The following is a 14,604-nucleotide window of genomic DNA, read 5'->3' on the forward strand; positions in this document are numbered from 1 at the left end:
TAGCATAGAATCCGGCCGATTCTCATCCCGCCAGGCCATTTTCGTCGATGAAGATCTTTTCTTCGCTGTTCGCGCGCACCATGCGCTGGTCGCGCCATCCACACGCGCCGTGGTATCTGGCGCTGCTGTCGTTTGCCGAATCCTCGTTTTTTCCGGTGCCGCCGGATGTGATGCTCGCGCCGATGGCCATGGCCGCGCCGCGCCGCGCCTGGGCTTTGGCCTTGCTCACCACCGTGGCTTCGGTGTTGGGAGGGCTTTTCGGCTACGCCATCGGCTATTTCGCGTTCGCGGGGATCCGGCCCTGGCTGGAGGGTTCTTCGTACTGGGAGCCTTATCTGCAGGCAAGGGCATGGTTCGACGCCTGGGGAGCGTGGGCGGTGTTCATCGCCGGCTTCTCGCCGATCCCGTACAAGGTCTTTACCATCGCCGCCGGGGTGGCGCAGATGGCGCTGCTGCCGTTTACGCTCGCCTCGCTCGTGGGGCGCGGCGCGCGCTTTTTTCTCGTGGCGGCGCTGATGCGCTGGGGCGGCGAGCGCATGGAGGCGAGGCTGCACCGCATCATCGACCGGCTCGGCTGGGCGAGCGTGGCGGCACTGCTCCTTGCCTATGCGCTCTACCGCTGGGGGTGGGGCTGAGCGGCCAGAAGAGCTGCGGGCGTTCAGCGTCCGCGCAGGAAGAGGCGGTCGAGCTCGGTGAGGCTCAGTTGCACCCAGGTGGGGCGGCCATGATTGCACTGGTCGCTGCGTTCGGTGCGCTCCATGGCACGCAGGAGCGCGTTCATTTCGGGGAGCGTGAGCGGGCGGTTGGCCCGTACGGCTCCATGACAGGCCATCGTGGCTAAAATCTTATCACGGAAGGATTCGACGGCAAGGCTTTGCGGCAGCTCGGAAAGTTCGTGCAGCAGGGCGCGCACCAAGGGTTCCAGCGCACCTTGGGCGAGGAGCGAAGGGGCCGAGCGCACGGCCAGTTGCTCGGGACCCAGGGCGCCGACGTCGAACCCCAGCCGTTCGAGCGTTTCACGGTGTTCTTCCCATGCAGCATATTCTCGGGCATCGACCGCGAGCACGAGCGGCACGAGCAGGCGTTGCACGCTCGGGGTGCGATCCCATGCCTCCTTGAGCCCTTCGTAGAGGATACGCTCGTGTGCGGCGTGGATGTCGACGAGCACGAGTCCGGCGGCGTTTTGCGCGAGCAGGTAGATGCCGTGCAGTTGCGCCAGCGCGTAGCCGAGCGGCGGGGGGGCGAGGGCGTCGTCGGTGCTGGTGGCAGCCGGCAGGGCGGGAATTTCCGGCGAGCCCTTTTCGGTGCTTTCTGCGACCGGTCGCACGGCCGAGGTGCCGTCCGCTTCCCTCGTTGGGGCAAGGGCCGAGCGGGCGAAGGCGAGATAGGCAGTCTCGGCGGCGGCGTCGTGCAGGCGCGAACCGGCGTCGGCGTCGTGCAGACGCGAACCGGCGGGGGCGCGGGGAGGCGAGGCGGGATAGGGGGCCGGGCGCGAGGCCGGTGCGCCGCTCCGGGAAGGGTAGGGTAGGCTTGGCTGTTGCGGCAGGGGCGCCGTGCCGAGAGATTCGGGGCTCCCTCGCCGATCGGTTTCTTCAGGCGCTTCGAGCGCGATGCGGCTCGGCGCCAGCGCCCGGCGCACCGCGTCGAGCACGAAGCGAAACACCGCCTGCGAATCGCGGAAGCGCACCTCGATCTTGGCCGGATGGACGTTGACGTCGACGAGCGCGGGGTCGATGGTGAGGAAGAGGGCGAAGGCGGGCTGGCGTGATCCGTGCAGGACGTCGGCGTAGGCCTGGCGCAGTGCCTGGGTCAGCATGCGATCGCGCACGAAGCGGCCGTTGACGAACCAGTATTGCGGCGGTCGGCTTTGATCGGCGTGGCGCGGTTCGATCACCCGGCCGAAGAGCCGAGCCGGCCCGGCCTCGGCCTCCACGGCCCGGCTGCGTTCGATGAACGTTTCCCCCAGCAGGGCGGCGAGCCGCTCCTCGGGGGTGCCTGGCTTGAGGTGCAGCACGCTGCGGGCGTTGTGGCTGAGCGCGAAGGCTACTTCTGGGCGCGACAAGGCCACGCGGCGCAGGGCCTCTTCGCAGTGGGCGTATTCGGTGGATTCGCTTTTGAGGAACTTGCGCCGCGCCGGCGTGTTGTAATAAAGGTCGGCGCAGTCGATCACCGTGCCGGATTCCAGAGCCGCCGGGGCGAGTTCGCCGCTTACGGCGTCGAACCGCCAGGCGTGCTCGCTTCCCTGAGCGCGCGAGGTGATCGTCAGGCGGCAGACGGAGGCGATCGCCGCGAGCGCTTCGCCGCGAAAACCCATCGTGGCAATGCGCTCCAGGTCTTCCGCGGTGTGCAGCTTGCTCGTGGCGTGGCGCATGACCGCGAGCGCGAGCTCCTCGCGCGCTATGCCGTGGCCATCGTCCTGGACGCGGACGCGGCGCACGCCGCCCTGCTCGAGCGTCACCGCCACGGCACGGGCGCCGGCGTCGAGCGCATTCTCGACCAGTTCCTTGACGAGGGAGGCAGGGCGCTCGACGACTTCGCCGGCAGCGATCTGGTTGATCAGGGCGTCGGGCAGCAGGTGGATACGGGGCATGGGGCTTGGCGGTAGACGCTACAATCCAAGTTTATCGTGAAGCCGGCGTGAAAGGAGCGGGTGTGCGCAATCTGGTGATCCTCATTTCCGGCCGCGGCAGCAACATGGAGGCGATCGTGCGCGCTGCGATTCCAGGGGCGCGCGTCGCGGCGGTGATCAGCAACCGTCCCGAAGCCGCCGGCCTCGAATTCGCCCGGCGCCACGGCATCGCCACGGCCGTGGTCGATCACAAAGCCCACCCCTCGCGCGAGGCGTTCGAGGTGGCGCTCGCCGCGGCGATCGACGCGTTCTCGCCCGATCTGGTGGTGCTCGCCGGGTTCATGCGGGTGCTGGGAGCGCCCTTCGTGCGCCGCTACGAAGGGCGGATGCTGAACATCCATCCCTCGCTGCTGCCTGCCTTCCCCGGACTGCACACGCACGAGCGGGCACTGCAGGAAGGGTGCTGCGTGCACGGGGCCACGGTGCACTTCGTCACTCCGGCGCTCGATCACGGGCCCATCGTCGTGCAGGCGGCAGTGCCGGTGCTGCCCGACGACACCCCCGAGACGCTGGCTGCGCGCGTGCTCGCGCAGGAGCACCGCATCTATCCGCAGGCGGTGCGCTGGTTCGTCGAGGATCGCCTGCGGCTCACGGCCGACGGCCGCGTCGTGCTGCAGGGAGTGTCGGCCAGCGTGCAAGAAGCGGCCCTCGTCTGGCCGCCATTGGAGTCATGATGTTGAAGAAAATTCTGGTCGTTGTTGGCATGCTCGTTGCGGCATCCGCTTTCGCTGCCGAGTCGCAGCGGCTCGTTTATCGCGTCCTGAGCGGCGAAAGGGGGCTACAGATCGGGCAAGCCGACCTCGCCTGGACGCTGGGCGACGACGGGCGCTACGCCATGACCCTGCAATTACAAACCACCGGTCTGGTCGCGCTGGTCGCCCAGGTCAATGAGAAACGCACGAGCAACGGCACCTGGGATGCGAAGACGGGTTTTCATCCGCTGCACTATGAGCGCCATCGACAGGGTAAGCCGCCCGAGCTGCTCGATTTCGATTGGAATGCCCGCATCGTGCGGACCACGCGCAAGGGGCAAACGAAGGAGCTGCCCCTCACCGATCAGGAGCAGGACTATCTTTCCTTGATGCACCAGCTCGGTTTCTTGCGCCAGAAAGGACCGCGGGAAGGCAAGATCGCCGTGGTCACGGGTAGGCGCATCAAGCAGGCGAGCTATCGCGTCGAACCACAGCCGGAGCGTTTGAAAGTGGACGGCCTGGGAGAAATCCCGGTGCAGCGCATCACGGCACGCACCGACAGCGGCGATTTCGCCATGACCGTGTGGTGGCAATCCGAGCCCGTCTCCCGACCGGTGCGCCTGCTCATCGAGTCCGAAGACGGCGTGTTCGACCATTGGCTGCAGTCATGAGCGCTTCCCGTCGCCGAAAGGCCCCATCGGGCGAAACCGCGCCGCGTGCCCCCTGGCTGACCGAGGCGGTGGCAGCGCTCGCCGAGGCGCTGCGCTTCGAGCGACCGGCCGATGCCGTCTTGTCGCGATTCTTCCGCGAGCGGCCCCACTTGGGGCAGCGCGATCGCGGCGAGATCGCCGAGCGCGTCTATGCCGTATTGCGGCATCGACGCAGTCTGGAAACCTGGGCCGGGCGTACGAATCCGCGCGCGCTGCTGCTCGCCTGGCTCATGCGCGGCGAAGGCTGGTCGCTCGCTCGCCTCGAGCCCTGGTTGGAGAAAGGGGAACGCGCCTGGCTCGCCGAACGCAAGGCGGCCGCGCCCGTGCTCTCGCGCGCCGAGCGGCTCGATGCGCCCGACTGGCTCATCGAGCGGCTCGATGCCGCCTATGGCCCGGCAGAGACCGAAGCGCTGCTCGCGGCTTCGAACCGACCGGCCCCGCTCGATCTGCGCGTCAACTCGTGGCGGACGACGCGCGAGGCGGTGCTCGCTCGGCTTCAGGCCGACGGCATCGACTGCGCGCCAACCCCTTTCTCGCCCTTGGGTATCCGCGTGCAAGGGAAACCGGCACTGCATGCCCATCCCCTCTTTCAGGAAGGGATGTTCGAAGTACAGGACGAGGGAAGCCAGCTGGTGGCCCTGCTCGTAGCCCCCCGTCGCGGGCAGACGGTGGTCGACTTCTGCGCCGGAGCGGGCGGCAAGACGCTGCAACTCGCCGCGGCGCTGCGCAACACCGGCCAGGTCTACGCCTTCGATGTCTCGGCCGGGCGGCTTGCCAAACTCAAGCCGCGGCTCGTGCGCTCCGGACTCACCAACGTACAGCCCATGGTGCTCGCGCATGAGCGCGACGAGCGCCTCGCACGGCTCGAAGGCAAGGCCGATCGCGTGCTGGTCGATGCGCCCTGTTCCGGCCTCGGGACACTGCGGCGCAATCCGGATCTCAAGTGGCGTCAGCACCCGGCGCTGATCGCCGAGCTGCAGGAAAAACAGTGCGCCATCCTCGCGGCCGCGGCGCGCCTGGTGCGCCCCGGCGGCCGTTTGGTCTACGTCACCTGCAGCCTCTTGCCCGAGGAGAACGAGGCCGTGCTCGAAGCCTTCCTCGCGCAGGAGCCGCGGTTCTCCCTGCTCGATCCCTTGCCGCTGCTCTTCAAGGCGGGGGTGCCCGAGCAGATTCCCCGATGGGAGAGTCCGACGGCCGAGGTGCTGGTCGATCGCTTCAGCCCGACGGTGCTGCGCCTGGCGCCGCACGTGCATGGCACCGACGGCTTTTTCGCTGCCGTGCTCGAGCGCGGCACTTCACCCTGATTGCGGTTTCATTCACGAAGGAGGAGTCGCCATGACGCAAGAACGACAATTACCCGCAAAATTCAAATGCCTCATGATCCGCGAAGAGGGCGGGGCGGTGCGCTCCGGCATCGAAGAGGTCGGGTTCGACGTCCTCGATCCGGGCGAAGTGCTCATCCGGGTGGCGTACTCCAGCATCAACTTCAAGGATGCGCTCGCCGCCACCGGCAAGGGCAAGATCATCCGGCGCTTTCCCTGCATCGGCGGCATCGACCTTTCGGGTACGGTGGTCGAGTCGAGCGATCCGCGTTTTCGTCCCGGCGACAAGGTCATCGCCACCAGCTACGACATCGGCGTGTCGCACCACGGCGGCTATGCCGAATACGCCCGCATCCCTGCCGGCTGGGTGATTCCTCTGCCGCAGGGTCTGGATCTGTTCGAGGCCATGGCGCTGGGTACGGCCGGCTTCACCGCCGCGCTCGGCATCCAACGCATGGAAGACAATGGCCTCGAGCCGGAAAAAGGTCCGGTGGTGGTGAGCGGCGCCACCGGCGGGGTAGGGGGCTTTGCCATCCAGATGTTCGCCGGACGCGGCTATCGCGTGACGGCGCTCACCGGCAAGGCACAGGAGAGCGGTTATCTTCAGGGGCTAGGGGCAGCCGAGATCCTGCTGCGCGATACCATCGATTTTGCCGCCACCCGCCCCCTGGAGAAATCCCGCTGGGCCGGCGCCGTGGATAACGTCGGCGGCCCCATCCTGCACTGGATGCTCGCCACCATGCAGCAAGCCGGTACGGTGGCCTCCATCGGCAATGCCGCCTCGCCCAAGCTCGAGACCACGGTCTTTCCCTTCATCCTGCGCGGCGTGAGCCTGCTGGGGGTCGATTCCGGCTACATCGGCTTTCCCACCCGCGGCATCGTCTGGCAGCGGCTCGCCACGGATCTCAAACCGAAGAAGCTGACCGAGATCACGCGCGTCATCACGCTCGACGAACTGCCCGCTGCCTTCGACGACTTCATCGCCGGCCGCGCCAAAGGGCGCACGGTGGTGCGCATCGGCGGCGAGTAAGCCGAGCCCTTTTTGGCCAGAACTCCCTGGTTTCGCCGTTCTGCCGCGAGACCGGGGATTTCCCCTTTGGTACCATGTCTTATAATAGACAACTTTCGCAAGACCGGACGGCATCGCTCCGGAATTTCTTTGTCATCGGGGAGAGGACATGGGCAAGTACCAGGATTTCTACCGTCGCTCGATCGAGGATCGCGACGCCTTCTGGGCCGAACAGGCGCAGTTCATCCACTGGGAGAAAGCGCCCGAGCTCATCTGCGACTACAGCAATCCGCCTTTCGTCAAATGGTTCAAGGGCGGGCTCACCAACCTCTGCTACAACGCCGTCGATCGCCATGCCACCAAGCGCCCCGACGCGCCGGCGCTCATCTACGTCTCCACCGAGACGGGCGAGGAGAAGACTTACTCCTACGGCGAGCTGCAGCGCGAAGTCGAGCGCATGGCGGCGATCTACCGCCGGCTCGGCGTGGAGAAAGGCGACCGGGTGCTCATCTACATGCCCATGATCCCGCAGGCGGCGTTTGCCATGCTCGCCTGCGTGCGCATCGGTGCCATCCATTCGGTGGTCTTCGGCGGCTTTGCCGCCGCCTCGCTCGCCACCCGCATCGACGATGCCCAACCCAAGCTCGTCGTCACCGCCGAAGCGGGCATGCGCAACGGCAACGTCATCCCCTACAAACACCTGCTCGACGAAGCCTGCCGGCTCGCCCAGTTCCCGCCGGAGAAGGTGCTCATCGTCGATCGCGGGCTCGACCCCAACTTCGCCCGCGTCGAGGGGCGCGACCTCGACTATGCGACGCTGCGCGACGAAGTGGGCGAGGCGCGCGTGCCGGTCGAGTGGGTCGATGCCACCCATCCGAGCTACATCCTCTACACCTCCGGCACCACCGGCAAGCCCAAGGGGGTGCAGCGCGACACCGGCGGCTACGCCGTGGCGCTCGCGAGCTCCATGAAGCACATCTTCTGCGGCGGCGAAGGCGAGACGATGTTCTGCACCTCCGACATCGGCTGGGTGGTCGGGCACGGCTACATCATCTACGGGCCGCTGCTCGCCGGCATGGCCACGGTGATGTACGAGGGTACGCCGCTTCGCCCCGACCCGGGCATCTGGTGGCGCATCGTCGAGAAGTACCGCGTCAACGTCATGTTCTCGGCGCCTACTGCCGTGCGGGTGCTCAAGAAGCAGGACCCTTCCTACATGAAGCGGGACCTCTCCTCGCTCAAGCACCTCTTCCTTGCCGGCGAACCGCTCGACGAGACCACCCATCGCTGGATCCACGAAGCCTTGGGCGTGCCGGTGATCGACAACTACTGGCAGACCGAGAGCGGCTGGCCGATCCTCGCCCTGTGCCGCGGGGTGCAGGAAGATCTGCCCATCAAGTACGGCTCGCCGGGTCTGCCGGTCTACGGCTACGACCTGCACGTCTATCGCGAAGACGGCACCGAGTGCGGCCCCAACGAAAAAGGCATCGTCGGCATCGTGCCGCCGCTGCCTCCCGGCTGTCTGGCCACCGTCTGGGGGCAGGACGAGCGCTTCGTGTCGACCTATTTCAGCCTCTTCCGCGAGCCGCTCGTCTATTCCACCGCCGACTGGGGCATCAAGGACGAGAACGGCTACCTCACCATTCTCGGGCGCATCGACGACGTCATCAACGTCGCGGGGCACCGTCTGGGGACGCGCGAGATCGAGGAGGCGATCCAGGCCAATCCGGCGATCGCCGAAGTGGCGGTGGTCGGGGTGCACGACGAGGTGAAGGGGCAGGTGCCGGTGGCCTTCGCCGTGGTCAAGGATCCTTCGCGCATCGCCACGCGCGAGGCGCGCCGGGCGCTGGAAGAAGAGGTCAAGAAGACGGTCGATGAGCTCCTCGGCGCGATCGCGCGTCCACACCGCGTCTATTTCGTGCAGGGGCTGCCCAAGACGCGTTCGGGCAAGATGCTGCGCCGCTCGCTGCAGGCGCTCGCCGAAGGGCGCGACCCCGGCGATCTTCCCACCATCGAGGACGCCCATACCCTCGAGATGGTCGCCGAGGCCATCCGCGAGAGCTGAGCGCCCTGATCGTGCAAGAAAGACGGCGGCGCCGCGTGGCGCCGCTTTTTGCTATGGGTGCTCTTTCAAAAAAAGCGCCTTTCCCGTAAGATCATAGACTTTTCCTGATCCGGACCCCTTTCTTACTGCACGGGAAAACCGGATTTCGCGGGAGCGTCGCACATGTCGCATCTGATGAACACCTACGCCCGTCTGCCCGTGGCTTTCGTGCGCGGCGAGGGCGTCTGGCTCTACGACGAACAAGGCAAACCCTACCTCGATGCGCTCGCCGGCATCGCCGTCTCCACCCTGGGGCACGGCCATCCGCGCCTGGTCGAGGCGATCGCCCGCCAGGCGAAGGCCGTGATCCATACCTCCAACCTCTACCGCATCCCGGCCCAGGAGCGCCTGGCCGACCGCCTGTGCGAGCTCTCCGGCATGGACGAGGTCTTCTTCGGCAACTCGGGGGCGGAGGCCAACGAATGCGCCATCAAACTAGCGCGCTTCTACGGCCACAAGGTGAAGAAGGTCGAAGCGCCAAAAATTGCCGTGATGGAACACGCCTTCCATGGGCGCACGCTCGCCACCCTTTCGGCCACCGGCAACGTCAAGACCCAGCTGGGGTTCGAGCCGCTCGTGCCGGGATTCCTGCGCGTGCCTTTCGGTGACATCGCCGCGCTCACCCGGCTCATTGCCGAAACGCCGGATCTGGTGGCCGTGATGTTCGAGGTCATCCAGGGTGAGGGCGGTATCCGGCTCGCCGATTCCGAATACCTGCGCGCCGTGCGTTCCTTGTGTGACGCGCATGGACTGCTGATGATCTGCGACGAGGTGCAATGTGGCCTCGGGCGTACCGGCAAATGGTTTGGCTGGCAATGGAGCGAGGTGCGCCCCGACGTGATGACGCTCGCCAAGGGGCTGGGCTCGGGCGTGCCCATCGGCGCCTGTCTCGCCGCCGGGCCGGCAGCGGGGCTCTTCGGCCCGGGCAACCACGGCTCCACCTTCGGCGGCAATCCGCTCGCCTGCACTGCCGGGCTCACCACGCTCGACGTGATCGAGACCGACGCCCTGCTCGACAACGCTGCCCGGGTCGGCGGCTACCTCAAGGCGACGCTCGCTGCGCGCCTGGCGCATCTTCCTCAGGTCAAGGGTGTGCGCGGTCAGGGGCTCATGCTCGGCGTCGAGCTCGACCGCCCTTGTGGGGCGCTGGTGCTCGATGCGCTGGAAGCGGGTTTGCTCATCAACGTCACCGCCGAGCGCGTCATCCGCCTGCTCCCGCCCTTGATCCTCGCCATCGAGGAGGCGCAGCAGATCGTCGAGCGCCTGGTGCCGCTCGTCGAGCGCTTCGTCGCGCGCCACTGAGGGGTCGCCATGCCGCCGAAACATTATCTCCAGTTCAAGGATTTCAGCGCCGACGAATACGCCTACCTCTTCGAGCGTACGGCCTGGATCAAGCGCAAGTTCAAAAACTACGAACCCTGGCATCCTCTATTCGACCGTACGCTCGTCATGATCTTCGAGAAGGCGAGCACGCGTACGCGCCTCTCGTTCGAAGCCGGCATCCAGCAGCTCGGCGGTTTCGCGGTCTATCTCAACACGCGCGATTCCCAGCTGGGGCGGGGCGAGCCGGTGGAAGACGCCGCCGAGGTGATTTCGCGCATGAGCGACCTGGTGATGATCCGCACCTTCGAGCAGGAAATCGTCGAGCGCTTCGCCGCCCGTTCGCGCGTGCCGGTGATCAACGGGCTCACCAACGAGTTCCACCCCTGCCAGGTGCTCGCCGACGTCTACACCTACATCGAACACCGCGGCTCCATCCGCGGCAAGACCGTCGCCTGGATCGGGGACGCGAACAACATGTGCCACACCTGGCTGCAGGCAGCCGAAGTGCTCGACTTCACGGTGCACGTGTCCACACCGCCCGGCTACGCGATCGACCCGCAGCTTGCAGGCGTCACCCCCAATGGGCACTACCGCTGCTTCGACGACCCGATGGAGGCTGCGCGCGGGGCGGATCTCGTCACCACCGACGTATGGACCTCCATGGGCTTCGAGCACGAGACCGACGACCGCCTCTGCGCTTTCGCCGACTGGCAGGTCGACGCGGCGATGATGGCCCAGGCCAAGCCCGATGCGCTTTTCATGCACTGCCTGCCGGCGCACCGCGGCGAGGAAGTCTCGGCCGAGGTGATCGACGGGCCGCAGTCCGTGGTCTGGGACGAGGCGGAAAACCGCCTGCACGCGCAGAAGGCGCTGATGGAATATCTCGTGCTCGGCCGGATGGACGGTTGAGGCAGATTTTGGGGATCCGGCGCACCCCGCGTCCGGATCGTGTGCGAACGCTCGATGGGAAAGGACGATGAGCGAAGTCAAGAAAGTGGTACTGGCCTATTCCGGGGGGCTCGATACCTCCGTGATCCTGAAGTGGCTGCAGGACACCTACCGCTGCGAGGTGGTCACCTTCACCGCCGACCTGGGGCAAGGCGAGGAGCTCGAACCGGCGCGGCAAAAGGCGCTCAAGCTCGGCATCAAGCCCGAGAACATCTACATCGACGATCTGCGCGAGGAATTCGTGCGCGACTTCGTCTTCCCCATGTTCCGTGCCAACACGATCTATGAAGGGGAATACCTGCTGGGCACCTCCATCGCCCGTCCTTTGATCGCCAAGCGCCAGATCGAGATCGCCAAACTCACCGGGGCCGATGCGGTGGCCCACGGTGCCACCGGCAAGGGCAACGACCAGGTGCGCTTCGAGCTCGGCTACTACGCCCTCATGCCCGAGATCAAAGTGATCGCCCCCTGGCGCGAATGGGACCTCACCTCGCGCGAGAAGCTGCTCGCCTACGCCGAGAAGGCCGGCATTCCCATCGAGATGAAGCACCGCGAAGGCGGCTCGCCCTACTCGATGGACGCCAACCTCCTGCACATCAGCTACGAGGGGCGGCACCTGGAAAACCCGGCTGCCGAGCCGGAAGAATCCATGTGGCGCTGGACGACGGCTCCCGAGAAGGCCCCGGATGCGCCGCAGTACGTCGAGCTGCAGTTCGAGAAGGGCGATCTCGTGGCCATCGACGGCGTGCGCCTGCGGCCGCACGAGCTGCTTGCCAAGCTCAACGAACTCGGCTCCAGGCACGGCATCGGCCGGCTCGACCTGGTGGAGAACCGCTACGTCGGCATGAAGAGCCGCGGCTGCTACGAAACGCCGGGCGGTACGATTCTGCTGAAAGCGCACCGTGCCATCGAGTCGATTACCCTCGATCGGGAAGTCGCGCACCTGAAAGACCAGCTCATGCCGCGCTACGCCGAGATGATCTACAACGGCTACTGGTGGAGCCCCGAGCGCCGCGCGCTCCAAGCCCTCATCGACGCCACCCAGCAGACGGTCAACGGCTGGGTACGCGTCAAGCTCTACAAGGGCAGCGTCATGGTGGTGGGACGCGACTCGCCCACCGACTCCCTCTTCGACCCGACGATCGCCACCTTCGAGGACGACCGCGGCGCCTACAACCAGAAAGACGCCGAAGGGTTCATTCGTCTCAATGCCCTGCGCTTGCGCATCGCGGCGAAACTCGAAAAGAAACGCGGCGTCTAATTAATATTTAATTTATTTAATTTAACCTATAAATTGGCCGGATCGATGAATCCGGCCAAGCGAGCCTCCCCATGGAAGACACGGTACTTTTTGGACTCACCTTTCCCCAGCTCGAAGACCTGGCCTTCAAGATCCTCGTGCCGGCCTTCATCCTCTACATGATTTTCATCATCGCCAACCTGGCGTGGAAGTCCAAGGCCGGCAAGTACGGTACCCTGTGGCTCTTTCTCGCCCTGGGAATAGGATTCATCGGCTTCATCGCCAAGGGACTGATCCAGTATCTGCTCGGGATCGAGTGATCCCGGGCAGGTCATGCAGCATCACGCACTCATGAGCTGTTCGGCCGGCGCCACCGAGGGTTGCGCCTGGCCGAAATAGCCTTCGGTGTGGATCATCGTTTCCTCTGCACCCAAGGCTTGCACCGCCGCGCTGCAGTCGGCCACGAAGGCCGGGCTGCCGGCGATGAATACGTTGTAGCCAGCCAGCGTCGGAAAAAGCTCGGGCAGGATCTGCGGGATACGCCCGTGCAGCCACTGAGGATCGCGTTCCTGCGTGAGCGTGGCCTTGAAGGTGAAATTGCGGTGCTTGGTCTCCCAATAGCGCATCAGGCCAAGCTCGTAAATGTCCTCTTTCGTCTTTCCTGAATAGAGGAGCGTGACGGGCTTGCGGTAGCCCCGGCGCAGGGCCGCTTCGGTGAGCGCGCGGATCGGCGCCAGGCCCGAGCCGGCTGCCAGGCACAGGACGGGTGTATCCAGCGACAGGTCGCCGATGAAGGTCCCGTAAGGGCCGTTGATGCGCACCATGTCGCCGATCTGCAGGTGATCGTGGATCCAGACGCTGGTCACACCTCCTTCGATGCGCGTGATCTGCAGGGTGATCTCGCCGTCGGGGCGCGGTGCGTTGGCGATCGAATAGCAGCGTGCCGGGATCTTGCCCTCGACATCGCTCAGGGTCACGTATTGCCCTGGCCAGTAGCGCATCGGCTGTCCCAATGGCCGCAAGCGGAATTCGGTGATGCGAGGAGTACGCGGCACGCGGTCGATCACGACGTAGCGCTGGTTCTCCCGCGGCGGAAAGAGTTTGGGTTTTGCGTCGGCCGTGCCCCATTCGATCACCAGCTCGGGCGAGAGGGGCTTGGCCATGCACATGAGGCCGAATCCCTGCTTGCGTTCCTCGGCCGACAGGGCCATGTCGAGCACGACCCCCTGGTCGAAGTGCCCGGAGAGGACCTTGACCTTGCATTCGCCGCAGGCGCCGGCCCGGCAATTGTTCGGCAGCGCATAGCCCGCCCGTTCGAGGGATTCCAGCACGGTCTCGCCGGGGCGGGATTCGATCTGGCGGCCGGAAGGGTGCAGTTTGATGAGAGTACTCATTCGGGTTCGCTCTCTTGAGGGGTGATGGGGTGCCTGGTCGACGAAACCGCCGGTGTCCTTCACGGACCCCGGCGGTCGGTGTGCCTTGGCGCGACCGCCCCTGCAGGCGGCCGCCGAAGCTCAGAAGACCGGGATGATCGAGTCCATGTCGACTTCCGTTACTTCCTGACCTTCGATCCCGACTTCCGGAATGGCAGGGAAGGGGATGCCGTAACGATCCAGCACGCCCTTGAGGTTGAGCATGGCGTTGCGCCAGTTCTCCTTCTTCGCCTCGTAGGTGGGGATGCCGAAGCCAGCGCCGCGCGCCACTTCTTCGCCCTCACGCTGGTTCTTGATGAAGTCGGCGGGCAGGTCCCAGAATTCTTCCGGCGGTTCGAAGAGTACCGCCGAGAGGAAGAGGTAACCGGCGCGGATTTGCTTGGTGACGAGTGCCTTGTCTTCGGCGGCGAGCCGGGGATAGTCGCGCTCCATCAGCGCCATGCAGATCGCCATGTGGCGACCCTCGTCGCGGCCGATATTGCGGAACGCCTCTTTGAACACCAGTTCCCGGCTGTTGTCATGCATCTGCTTGAAAATGGTGGCCGCGGCGATCTCGCCCATGAGGAAGGAGGAGAAGAGCACGGCAAGCGAGTACTTCGGCACGGCATTCTTGTAGCCGTTCCAGTAGCGTCCGCCGTTGTAGTAGAGCCACATGGCGTTTTTCTGCAGGCGCTTGCCCAGGTCGGTTTTGGGCTGGTAGGTGAGCGGATCGTCGTGTCCCAGGAACTTGGTGATCGCCAGGCCGCACATCTGTTCGTGGTTCTGCTCGTCGCGCGTCACCGAGAAGAAGCAGCGGCGTACCGGGTCTTCTTCGTGGTCTTCGTAGGTCTTGATCAGCGCCGAGGCGAAGACGGGAGGCGCGGAAGCGTCGAAGACGGACAGAAGCGTCCACCAATAGGCGATCGCCTCGCGTTCTTCCCAAGAATAGGACTCGACGTCGAGCGTGTCCCAGGGAAGTTTCTTCGGATCCCAAAACTCGCGCTGCGCCGCATCCCAGATTTCCTCCATCTTCTGCGTCTTGGCGTGCCAAGACAGGGGAAAGACGTTCGGCTGCGGGATCTGCGGCGGAAGGTCCATTTGTAGGGCGAGTTTGTCGTGATGAGCCATGGTGTTGCCTCCTCTAGGGTGGATAAAACGTCCATCCGGATCGTTCGCGGATCGGCTTCAACATGATCGAAGCCGTTCGCGTACCGT

General features: G+C 65.5%; 13 protein-coding genes. 10 read left to right on the forward strand and 3 right to left on the reverse strand.

What is annotated here, in order from left to right:
* Positions 1-47: 47 nt before the first annotated feature.
* Positions 48-635, forward strand: a complete 588-nt coding sequence (locus tag OA56_RS05280; RefSeq protein ID WP_055422691.1) for a YqaA family protein — start codon at positions 48-50, stop codon at positions 633-635.
* Between the two features lie 23 nt (positions 636-658).
* Here the strand turns inward: OA56_RS05280 and mutL are convergent, their stop codons facing one another.
* Positions 659-2,590 (reverse strand): DNA mismatch repair endonuclease MutL, encoded by a 1,932-nt coding sequence (gene mutL / locus OA56_RS05285; protein ID WP_461583868.1) that lies wholly within the window; start codon positions 2,588-2,590, stop codon positions 659-661.
* 62 nt (positions 2,591-2,652) lie between these two features.
* Here mutL and purN point away from each other — a divergent pair, with 62 nt between their 5' ends.
* The 9 genes from purN (at position 2,653) to OA56_RS05330 (ending at position 12,297) form a co-directional block, all read left to right on the forward strand.
* A complete protein-coding gene (purN, locus tag OA56_RS05290; RefSeq protein WP_461583870.1) occupies positions 2,653-3,303 on the forward strand; it encodes a phosphoribosylglycinamide formyltransferase in 651 nt (216 codons plus the stop codon).
* Positions 3,303-3,992 (forward strand): DUF3108 domain-containing protein, encoded by a 690-nt coding sequence (locus OA56_RS05295; protein WP_461583872.1) that lies wholly within the window; start codon positions 3,303-3,305, stop codon positions 3,990-3,992. Before purN ends, OA56_RS05295 begins: the two co-directional genes overlap by 1 nt.
* Positions 3,989-5,335 (forward strand): RsmB/NOP family class I SAM-dependent RNA methyltransferase, encoded by a 1,347-nt coding sequence (locus OA56_RS05300; RefSeq protein ID WP_461583874.1) that lies wholly within the window; start codon positions 3,989-3,991, stop codon positions 5,333-5,335. Before OA56_RS05295 ends, OA56_RS05300 begins: the two co-directional genes overlap by 4 nt.
* A gap of 73 nt (positions 5,336-5,408) precedes the next feature.
* A complete protein-coding gene (locus OA56_RS05305) occupies positions 5,409-6,383 on the forward strand; it encodes an oxidoreductase (protein WP_461583899.1) in 975 nt (324 codons plus the stop codon).
* 148 nt (positions 6,384-6,531) lie between these two features.
* The gene (locus OA56_RS05310) at positions 6,532-8,427 is read left to right on the forward strand and encodes a propionate--CoA ligase (RefSeq protein WP_461583876.1); all 1,896 of its coding nucleotides are present in this window, start codon (positions 6,532-6,534) and stop codon (positions 8,425-8,427) included.
* 162 nt (positions 8,428-8,589) lie between these two features.
* The gene (locus OA56_RS05315; RefSeq protein WP_461583878.1) at positions 8,590-9,768 is read left to right on the forward strand and encodes an acetylornithine transaminase; all 1,179 of its coding nucleotides are present in this window, start codon (positions 8,590-8,592) and stop codon (positions 9,766-9,768) included.
* A gap of 9 nt (positions 9,769-9,777) precedes the next feature.
* Positions 9,778-10,698 carry an ornithine carbamoyltransferase gene (gene argF, locus OA56_RS05320; protein ID WP_461583880.1) on the forward strand — a complete coding sequence of 307 codons (921 nt, stop codon included), beginning with the start codon at positions 9,778-9,780 and terminating at the stop codon, positions 10,696-10,698.
* Between the two features lie 67 nt (positions 10,699-10,765).
* Complete coding sequence (locus OA56_RS05325; RefSeq protein WP_055422699.1) at positions 10,766-11,998, forward strand: argininosuccinate synthase; 1,233 nt, start codon at positions 10,766-10,768, stop codon at positions 11,996-11,998.
* A gap of 71 nt (positions 11,999-12,069) precedes the next feature.
* The gene (locus OA56_RS05330; protein ID WP_055422700.1) at positions 12,070-12,297 is read left to right on the forward strand and encodes a DUF2788 domain-containing protein; all 228 of its coding nucleotides are present in this window, start codon (positions 12,070-12,072) and stop codon (positions 12,295-12,297) included.
* Between the two features lie 21 nt (positions 12,298-12,318).
* On the opposite strand, the gene OA56_RS05335 is transcribed toward OA56_RS05330, so the two are convergent.
* Together OA56_RS05335 and OA56_RS05340 are read right to left on the reverse strand one after the other, a co-directional pair.
* The gene (locus OA56_RS05335) at positions 12,319-13,371 is read right to left on the reverse strand and encodes a 2Fe-2S iron-sulfur cluster-binding protein (RefSeq protein ID WP_055422701.1); all 1,053 of its coding nucleotides are present in this window, start codon (positions 13,369-13,371) and stop codon (positions 12,319-12,321) included.
* Between the two features lie 120 nt (positions 13,372-13,491).
* Positions 13,492-14,517 (reverse strand): diiron oxygenase, encoded by a 1,026-nt coding sequence (locus OA56_RS05340; protein WP_055422702.1) that lies wholly within the window; start codon positions 14,515-14,517, stop codon positions 13,492-13,494.
* Positions 14,518-14,604: the final 87 nt, after the last annotated feature.

It is taken from the genome of Tepidiphilus sp. HLB4, assembly GCF_054823945.1.

What these genes read in the sequence shown, in the direction of transcription:
- OA56_RS05280 (WP_055422691.1), top strand. Translation starts at nt 48, where the DNA reads ATGAAGATCTTTTCTTCGCTGTTCGCGCGCACCATGCGCTGGTCGCGC.
- mutL (WP_461583868.1), bottom strand. Translation starts at nt 2,590, where the DNA reads ATGCCCCGTATCCACCTGCTGCCCGACGCCCTGATCAACCAGATCGCT.
- OA56_RS05295 (WP_461583872.1), top strand. Translation starts at nt 3,303, where the DNA reads ATGTTGAAGAAAATTCTGGTCGTTGTTGGCATGCTCGTTGCGGCATCC.
- OA56_RS05300 (WP_461583874.1), top strand. Translation starts at nt 3,989, where the DNA reads ATGAGCGCTTCCCGTCGCCGAAAGGCCCCATCGGGCGAAACCGCGCCG.
- OA56_RS05305 (WP_461583899.1), top strand. Translation starts at nt 5,409, where the DNA reads ATGATCCGCGAAGAGGGCGGGGCGGTGCGCTCCGGCATCGAAGAGGTC.
- OA56_RS05310 (WP_461583876.1), top strand. Translation starts at nt 6,532, where the DNA reads ATGGGCAAGTACCAGGATTTCTACCGTCGCTCGATCGAGGATCGCGAC.
- OA56_RS05315 (WP_461583878.1), top strand. Translation starts at nt 8,590, where the DNA reads ATGTCGCATCTGATGAACACCTACGCCCGTCTGCCCGTGGCTTTCGTG.
- argF (WP_461583880.1), top strand. Translation starts at nt 9,778, where the DNA reads ATGCCGCCGAAACATTATCTCCAGTTCAAGGATTTCAGCGCCGACGAA.
- OA56_RS05325 (WP_055422699.1), top strand. Translation starts at nt 10,766, where the DNA reads ATGAGCGAAGTCAAGAAAGTGGTACTGGCCTATTCCGGGGGGCTCGAT.
- OA56_RS05330 (WP_055422700.1), top strand. Translation starts at nt 12,070, where the DNA reads ATGGAAGACACGGTACTTTTTGGACTCACCTTTCCCCAGCTCGAAGAC.
- OA56_RS05335 (WP_055422701.1), bottom strand. Translation starts at nt 13,371, where the DNA reads ATGAGTACTCTCATCAAACTGCACCCTTCCGGCCGCCAGATCGAATCC.
- OA56_RS05340 (WP_055422702.1), bottom strand. Translation starts at nt 14,517, where the DNA reads ATGGCTCATCACGACAAACTCGCCCTACAAATGGACCTTCCGCCGCAG.